At 54.7% G+C, this 6932-nt stretch carries 9 protein-coding genes; 7 read left to right on the top strand and 2 right to left on the bottom strand.

What is annotated here, in order from left to right:
* Positions 1-474: 474 nt before the first annotated feature.
* The 6 genes from B7L71_RS17105 (at position 475) to B7L71_RS10045 (ending at position 5339) form a co-directional block, all read left to right on the top strand.
* A complete protein-coding gene (locus B7L71_RS17105; protein WP_139790111.1) occupies positions 475-843 on the top strand; it encodes a hypothetical protein in 369 nt (122 codons plus the stop codon).
* Between the two features lie 148 nt (positions 844-991).
* The gene (locus B7L71_RS10065) at positions 992-2110 is read left to right on the top strand and encodes an NAD(P)/FAD-dependent oxidoreductase (protein ID WP_081137676.1); all 1119 of its coding nucleotides are present in this window, start codon (positions 992-994) and stop codon (positions 2108-2110) included.
* On the top strand, positions 2085-2387 hold the full coding sequence (locus tag B7L71_RS10060; RefSeq protein WP_023004806.1) for a (2Fe-2S)-binding protein: 303 nt from the start codon (positions 2085-2087) through the stop codon (positions 2385-2387). Before B7L71_RS10065 ends, B7L71_RS10060 begins: the two co-directional genes overlap by 26 nt.
* Entirely contained in the window at positions 2387-3781 is a 1395-nt protein-coding gene (locus B7L71_RS10055; protein WP_081137674.1) for a (2Fe-2S)-binding protein, read from the top strand. The genes B7L71_RS10060 and B7L71_RS10055 overlap by 1 nt, the downstream gene beginning before the upstream one ends.
* Positions 3778-4899, top strand: a complete 1122-nt coding sequence (locus B7L71_RS10050; RefSeq protein ID WP_081137672.1) for an NAD(P)/FAD-dependent oxidoreductase — start codon at positions 3778-3780, stop codon at positions 4897-4899. Before B7L71_RS10055 ends, B7L71_RS10050 begins: the two co-directional genes overlap by 4 nt.
* Before the next feature lie 95 nt (positions 4900-4994).
* Positions 4995-5339: a RidA family protein gene (locus B7L71_RS10045; protein ID WP_081137670.1), complete on the top strand. Its 345-nt coding sequence runs from the start codon at positions 4995-4997 to the stop codon at positions 5337-5339.
* Between the two features lie 194 nt (positions 5340-5533).
* Here the strand turns inward: B7L71_RS10045 and B7L71_RS10040 are convergent, their stop codons facing one another.
* Both B7L71_RS10040 and B7L71_RS10035 read right to left on the bottom strand, forming a co-directional pair.
* Complete coding sequence (locus tag B7L71_RS10040) at positions 5534-5887, bottom strand: histone-like nucleoid-structuring protein, MvaT/MvaU family (RefSeq protein WP_023004803.1); 354 nt, start codon at positions 5885-5887, stop codon at positions 5534-5536.
* Complete coding sequence (locus B7L71_RS10035) at positions 5836-6249, bottom strand: HNH endonuclease domain-containing protein (RefSeq protein ID WP_235048473.1); 414 nt, start codon at positions 6247-6249, stop codon at positions 5836-5838. Before B7L71_RS10035 ends, B7L71_RS10040 begins: the two co-directional genes overlap by 52 nt.
* Before the next feature lie 173 nt (positions 6250-6422).
* On the opposite strand from B7L71_RS10035, the gene B7L71_RS10030 reads away from it, so the two are divergent.
* The gene (locus tag B7L71_RS10030) at positions 6423-6920 is read left to right on the top strand and encodes a helix-turn-helix domain-containing protein (protein WP_023004802.1); all 498 of its coding nucleotides are present in this window, start codon (positions 6423-6425) and stop codon (positions 6918-6920) included.
* Positions 6921-6932 lie beyond the last annotated feature (12 nt).

The following is a 6932-nucleotide window of genomic DNA, read 5'->3' as shown; positions in this document are numbered from 1 at the left end:
TTAGCATGAGCATCATGCCTCTGGCTCAGAAAGTCCTGAAACATCATGCGCTTTTCAAGCAGCTTCGCCAGTGCCATGCTCTTGGCAGCCATCGTGGGGTTCCTTCGGTGGGAGTGTTTGGCAACTTGCAACTTTAGCGAAGGCCCACGGTGGCCTAACTTATCAGATCTAACCACACTTCTTGCTGGCACGTTATCAAGTCTAACTTCAGAATTTGATTGATGCGTAAAGCGATGGATTCGATAACATATACGCATAGGGTTGGTAAAAAATGGTATTAGTGTGCATGGCATTTAGGTGCTAGTTTTTAAGCCATAGCGTAAACACTGCATTGGAAAAAATTATAGTAATTTGAGTTATTTTCAATATCTTATTGGTTTAATAATAAAAAATGAGGATGTGAATTATGGGTGGTCGCGTACTTCGAATAGCATTTATAGCTGGCGTAATTGATTTTTCAGTAGCTTTAGCCCCATGATTTTTCCTGCCGATCCTTTTGTTGATTTAATTCTTCTTGTTCCGTATGAAACTCTCGGTTTATTTCCCCCCGGGTTGTTTTTGCGTACAAGTGTATATAGCAGGTTTAATGCATTGGTGTCGGCTTATGTGATCACCATTCCGCATAATAATCGCTTATTTAAAGTATCAGTATTTGGTATGGGGGAACAGGAAGTAAATTCCGTAATGTCATTGAGGGCCAATCAGTGGTCTATTTTTAGTCGTGTCGTATTTCCGGTGACCTTGTCGAGCGTGGCTGGCGGTTGGTTTCTCGCGTTAACCGCAGTTACTTTGAAATTTCGATGGCGTTTTTTGCGTCGCCCAGCCCGACAGCGCTGTTCGTAAAATGTATAAGGGTATTGTTTACACCATCGGCCCGATGATTGCTTTTATATCGACCGTGCTGATCTTTCTAACGGCTTTCTTGGTTCTGATGCTGGATCATGTCTCTGGGTTAGACAAATTACTGATCGGCAATGGGTGAATCGATCAAATGAATACTTATGATTTTGCTATCGTTGGTGGTGGGCTAGTAGGCAGTGCTATTGCTTATGGCCTGGCTAAGGCCAGCTACCGTGTCGCTGTGCTCGATGAGGGCGATGTTGCCTATCGAGCATCTCGAGGCAATTTCGGACTGGTCTGGGTTCAGGGTAAAGGGCTCGAAATCCCGAGCTACTCACAGTGGAGCATGAGTTCTGCATCCTTGTGGCCCAGCCTATCGGAAGAACTCTGGGAGCTCACTGGGGTAGCAACACAACACCAAGCGCCGGGAGGTTTGCATCTCTGCTACAGCCACAAGGAAATAGAGCTGAGGCAGGCTGAACTTACCACGTTGTCCAAGGCAACTGGCGGGCAGTTTGATTTCGCAATGCTCGATCATGAACAGCTACGCGAAATGATTCCGGAAATAGGGGAGAGTGTCACGGGAGCCTCATGGTCACGCTGGGATGGACATGCCAATCCTCTTTATTTGCTACGTGGATTGCATGCCGGTTTTCTTCGCTTTGGCGGTACTTTCCTTCCTGGCAGCAAGGTTCACCGAGTACAACAGCGAGGGGATAGCTTTGTAATCGAGCGTGAAGGTGAGCGAGTCCATGCGGAGCGCGTGGTGCTCGCCGCCGGTCTCGGTAACCGCCTTCTAGCTCCTCAGGTTGGTCTGCAAGCACCACTGGTGCCTAACCGAGGCGAGATCCTGGTTACTGAGCGCATGAGCCCACTTCTGAATCTTCCGACCACGTACCTTCGCCAGACAGGGGAAGGCTCAATTTTGCTAGGTGATTCACATGAAGATGTCGGTTTTGACGAGGGCACAGAAACTCCTGTGCTATCGCATATCGCCCAACGGGCTGTGCGTGCCCTGCCGGCGCTAGCCAAGACGCGCATAGTACGTACTTGGGGTGCGCTGCGAGTGATGACACCTGATGGCTATCCGCTCTATCAAGCTTCGCTCTCTCATCCGGGCGCATTCGTGGCCTGCTGCCATAGCGGTGTGACCTTGGCTGCAGCCCATGCCAAACGCCTTGCCCCCTGGATCGCTGGTGATTCCTCACCTAGCGAAATAGTTCCTTTCACCGCGGAGAGATTCGATGTTCAAACGGCTAACCCCGCCTGATGCGCCTATGCAGAAAACAGTGATCGTTTACTTCAACGGCCGGCAGGTTACTGCCCAGGATGGCGATACCATTGCAGCGGCGCTGCTCGCGGCCGGCGTCGAAGCATGTCGTACCACGCCGGTGAGCGGATCCCAGAGAGGCCCCTACTGTATGATGGGGGTCTGTTTTGAGTGTCTGGTCGAGGTGGACGACGTCCCTAATGTCCAGGGTTGCCAGGTCCATGTGAAGGACGGCATGCAGATTCGCTCTCAACACGGCGCAAGGAGGCTCGGCTGATGACGACTCATGACTTGGTGATACTTGGAAGTGGGCCTGCCGGTATGGCCGCTGCCGCCGCTGCCGTGGCCCATGGCATCACCGCGGTGGTGGTAGATGAACAGCCGGCGCCTGGTGGACAGATTTATCGTTCAATTGAGACTACGCCGATCAAGGAGCGGCGAATTCTTGGTAATGACTACTGGTGTGGTGAGGAGCTGGTAGATGGGCTTGATGATCCACGCATTGATTATCGGCCTGGGACTACCCTTTGGCAGCTCACCAGGCAGCTTGAGGTCGGGCTCCTCCAAGGTGACCAAGCGTCGATGGTTCGAGCCCGACATGTCATTCTCGCTCATGGTGCCATGGAGCGTCCTTTTCCGGTTCCGGGCTGGACCCTGCCCGGAGTCATGACTGCCGGAAGCGGGCAGATTATGCTTAAGAGTGGTGGTTTGGTGCCCTCGGCACCGGTTGTTCTCGCTGGCTGTGGGCCACTTCTTTTACTGCTGGCCGTGCAATATTTGCGCGCTGGGGTTCCCATTGCTGCCTTGCTTGATACCTCGTCGCCAGGCCAATACCGGGATGCACTCCCGCTAATGCCAGGTGCGCTACGAAATATTCGAACTCTACTCAAGGGCGTGGGGCTATTGGCCGAACTGCGACGTGCAGGAGTTAGGCATGTTCGGCATGTAACGGCTCTGGAGGCCGAAGGCGAGAACCGACTAGAGCGTGTCCGCTGGCGATGTGGCAATGATCCTGAGTGGCACTCCTTGACAACACCGCTGCTGCTACTGCATCAGGGTGTAGTACCAAATACACAGGTTACTCGGGCGCTCGACTGCACACATGATTGGGACGAGCGGCAACTGTCTTGGCGTCCGCGAACGGACACTTGGTTGGCAACAGATGTCGAGGGGGTCTCGGTCGCTGGAGATGCTGGTGGCATCGTAGGAGCCAAAGCTTCTGCTTTTCAGGGGCGGCTAGCAGGCCTGGGTGCCGCCATCGCTCTAGGTCGTGTTAATGAAGATCAAATCCGAGCGGAAGTGAAGCGGCTACGGCGTGAATTAAAGCGAGAAACGGCTATTCGTCCTTTCCTCGATACCCTCTACCAACCGGCCGCACAATGGCGCCTTCCGGAGGACAATACAGTTGTCTGTCGGTGTGAGGAAGTTACTGCAGGTGAAGTGCGGAACATGGCAAATCAGGGGTGTCGTGGACCTAACCAGACCAAATCATTTACTCGATGCGGAATGGGACCCTGTCAAGGACGTATGTGTGGCCTGACGGTTAGCGAACTGTTGGCCGATGCCAACGGCCAGAGCGTTAGCGAGACTGGTTACTATCGGCTTCGCCCTCCCTTTAAACCCATTACTTTGGGGCAGCTGGCTACAGCCGCTGAGGATATTTCGAGATGAGTGCGCGGATTGTGATTGTCGGGGCAGGTCTCCATGGCTGTAGTGCCGCTGTCCATCTCAGCGCCCAGGGCCATCGGGTCACTGTGATCGACAAGGACTATGCCGGCCGTCATGCCTCAGGTGTTAACGCTGGTGGTGTGCGGCGATTAGGCAGGCATCCTGCGGAGATCCCATTGGCCATGGCGGCCTGGGAGCGTTGGCAACGCATGGCCGAGGTAGTAGGGGACGACTGTGGTTTTCGCCCGGTCGGGCAGATCATGGTCGCCGAGAATAGTGCAGACTTGGAGACGCTGGCTGAGCGTGAGCGACAGGTCCGTTCTCTGGGATTCAACCACGAGTACCTCATTACTCGCGACGAGCTCCGTAAGCGTGTACCTGCTCTGTCTCCCCATAGCCCTGGCGGGCTTGCCTGCGACGGAGATGGTTATGCCAACCCCTATCGTACGGTTACAGCCTGGAGGCGCTTGGCTCAACGGCAGGGCGCAAGTTTCTTCGAAGGTGTGACTGTCACTGACCTGGAGGCCTGTGGCAGCGGCTGGAAGGTTCAGGCTGGCACCCACCGGTTTACTGCTGACATCCTCATCAATTGTGCTGGTGCTTGGGCGGGAACTTTTTGTCAATGGCTGGGTGAGCCAGTGCCTCTCGCAGCGGAGGCGCCGATGTTGATGATTACTGAGCGAATGAAACCATTTCTCGGTCCGGTTATTGGGGCTACCTCCAGGTTACTTTCCTTTAAACAGTTTGAGAATGGTACCGTGATGATCGGCGGAGGAATTCGTGGGGAAGTCGATTCACACCGTCAGGTTGCCGAGACCAGCCTTGGTGGCTTGGCAGAAAATGCAGACACTGTGTTGAGCCTGTTCCCCTTTATGAATGAGGCGCGCATTGTCCGTACCTGGGCAGGGATGGAAGCCGTTATGCCAGACCAAATCCCAGTGTTGGGCTCGAGCAGTACATCCGAGAACGTTATTCATGCCTTCGGCTTCTCGGCCCATGGTTTTCAGCTGAGTCCCATTACTGGGGAAATCGTGGCTGACCTAGCTATGGGGCGCGAGCCGTCCTACCCGATTGAGCCATTTTCGATTACACGTTTCAATGGTAATCACTCCTCAATCTGATCTACTGCTATTCCGCATTATACATCTTGCTCATTTTTCGGCATGCCGAAAAGAGTGACACCACGCCTGAAGTCAGGCAATCAAAGGAGTTAGTCATGATCAAGCGCAGTATCCCTACCCCAATTATGCATCGTGCAGTTGAAGCCAATGGTTTTGTGTTCTTTGGTGGCATCATCGCAGATGATCTCAGCTTGGATATGGCAGGGCAGACTCAGCAGGTATTGGACAAGCTGGAAAATTATCTTGCTGAATCCGGAACTAAAAAGGAGTGTATTGTCTCGGCTACTGCTTATGTTTCTGACTTGTCGCTAAAGAAAGGGATGAACGACGTCTGGGTCCAGTGGTTTGGTCCCGAAAACCTGCCTGCCAGAGCGACTTTAGGGGTGGCAGACCTTGGAGAAGACGTGTTGCTAGAATTGGTAGTTACAGCGGCTAATTAATTGTAGCCACATAAACAAAGCGTATTGTTTTCAGCCCATTGCTCCACTAGATAATTTTTAGATGGAGTAATGGGCTTTGAAGCTTTCTTGTATGTTTGTTCTAAGGAGAAATGATATTGGCTTCTAGGCTTGTTTTATAAAAGATGTCTTGTTTAATTGTTTCCATCTAGAAATTCTACTCGTGTTCTCAGTCGTCAGTTCTCCGTCCTCACCAGCCACCCTTCCACGGTCTCGGCACCGTACTCCTCCTTCCACGCCTTCAGCGTCTTCTGGTTGCCGCCGCGGGTCTCGACGACTTCGCCAGTGTTCGGGTTCTTGTAGATCTTCAGCTTGCGCTTGGCGCGGCCGGTGCTCTTGGCGCTGCTGGAGCTCTTGTCAGCGGTATGCGTTGGATCCAGAAGCTTGATGACGTCAGCGGCTGACTTGTCGAACTCGCGCATCAGGTCTTCGAGGTGATTCTTGAAATCTAGCTCGGTCTTTAGGCAGTCGTCGTACTTCAGCTTGTCGAGCTCGTCCTGCAGCTGCTTGAGCTGCTGTTCCTTCTGCATGTAGGTGTTGAGACCGCCGGTTCTGCGTCCAGGATCTCCCACCAGGCCAGGATGTCCTGCCTGGCATGCTCCATTAGTGCAGCAGCGGGCAGGCGGTCGGACTTAGCGGCGTTGGCTCGCTCGGTGGTTGGGAGCAGATTCCAGAGATCGTTGTTCTGCCAGCGAGACCACGGAAAGCAGTGGTCCACCGCGTAATGGTGGCGGTGCAGATCCTGGTGGGACCACACGCAGTGCAGCGGTGCCGGCCGGATCAGGTGCCTGGCGATCAGTCGGCGAACCTTGTGCGTTTCACGCCGGCTCTCCGGCCAGGTTAGCGCCCGGTGTAGCAGACCTACATCGGCCTGCGGGTTGTAGTCCTGCATAAGCTGCACCCACCCATGCGTGATCGCGGGCTCCAGCCAGCAGGCATAGCGGCTCATGCAGTCCCACAGCGCAGTGGGCACCCGGTACTCGCCGACCCCCAGTGTCAGGATGAGTGTCGTGCCCTCTGATACCCTGTTCTTATAAACCGACCAGGGGGCGAAAGGAGACACTCATGCCTCGTTACTCCGAGGAGCGCCGGCAAGCCGTAGTGACTAAGCTGCTGCCTCCCCACAACCTCTCCCCGCAGGTGATCGCGGAGCAGGAGGGGATCTCGCTGGGCACCGTCTACAAGTGGCGCAAGGAAGCCCGCGCCGAGGGGCGTTGCCTGCCGGATACTCTGGGCAAGGGCGCCGATGGCTGGTCGTCCAAGGAGAAGTTCAGCGCCGTGATCGAGACCGCCTCGATGAACGCCCAGGAAACTGCGGAATACTGCCGCCGCCGAGGGATTTATCCCGAGCAGCTGGAGCGTTGGCGTCACGACTGCGAGCAGGCCGCCAGCCTCTCCCACTCGGAACGCCAACGTGAGGCCGACGAGGCCAGGCAGCAGCGTAAACGCATCAAATTCCTGGAGAAGGAGCTCGCCCGCAAGAACGAGGCCCTGGCAGAAACCGCAGCGTTACTGGCCCTCAGAAAAAAAGCGAGGGCGATCTGGGGGGACGAGGACGCATGATCAGCACCCCAG

The organism is Halomonas sp. BC2, from assembly GCF_002078115.1.
In the GTDB taxonomy this organism is placed as follows: domain Bacteria; phylum Pseudomonadota; class Gammaproteobacteria; order Pseudomonadales; family Halomonadaceae; genus Vreelandella; species Vreelandella stevensii.
This window is presented reverse-complemented; position numbering and strand designations above follow the sequence as displayed.

Coding starts and splice junctions, on each gene's coding strand:
- B7L71_RS17105 (WP_139790111.1), top strand. CDS start 475: ATGATTTTTCCTGCCGATCCTTTTGTTGATTTAATTCTTCTTGTTCCG.
- B7L71_RS10065 (WP_081137676.1), top strand. CDS start 992: ATGAATACTTATGATTTTGCTATCGTTGGTGGTGGGCTAGTAGGCAGT.
- B7L71_RS10060 (WP_023004806.1), top strand. CDS start 2,085: ATGTTCAAACGGCTAACCCCGCCTGATGCGCCTATGCAGAAAACAGTG.
- B7L71_RS10055 (WP_081137674.1), top strand. CDS start 2,387: ATGACGACTCATGACTTGGTGATACTTGGAAGTGGGCCTGCCGGTATG.
- B7L71_RS10050 (WP_081137672.1), top strand. CDS start 3,778: ATGAGTGCGCGGATTGTGATTGTCGGGGCAGGTCTCCATGGCTGTAGT.
- B7L71_RS10045 (WP_081137670.1), top strand. CDS start 4,995: ATGATCAAGCGCAGTATCCCTACCCCAATTATGCATCGTGCAGTTGAA.
- B7L71_RS10040 (WP_023004803.1), bottom strand. CDS start 5,887: ATGCAGAAGGAACAGCAGCTCAAGCAGCTGCAGGACGAGCTCGACAAG.
- B7L71_RS10035 (WP_235048473.1), bottom strand. CDS start 6,249: ATGCAGGACTACAACCCGCAGGCCGATGTAGGTCTGCTACACCGGGCG.
- B7L71_RS10030 (WP_023004802.1), top strand. CDS start 6,423: ATGCCTCGTTACTCCGAGGAGCGCCGGCAAGCCGTAGTGACTAAGCTG.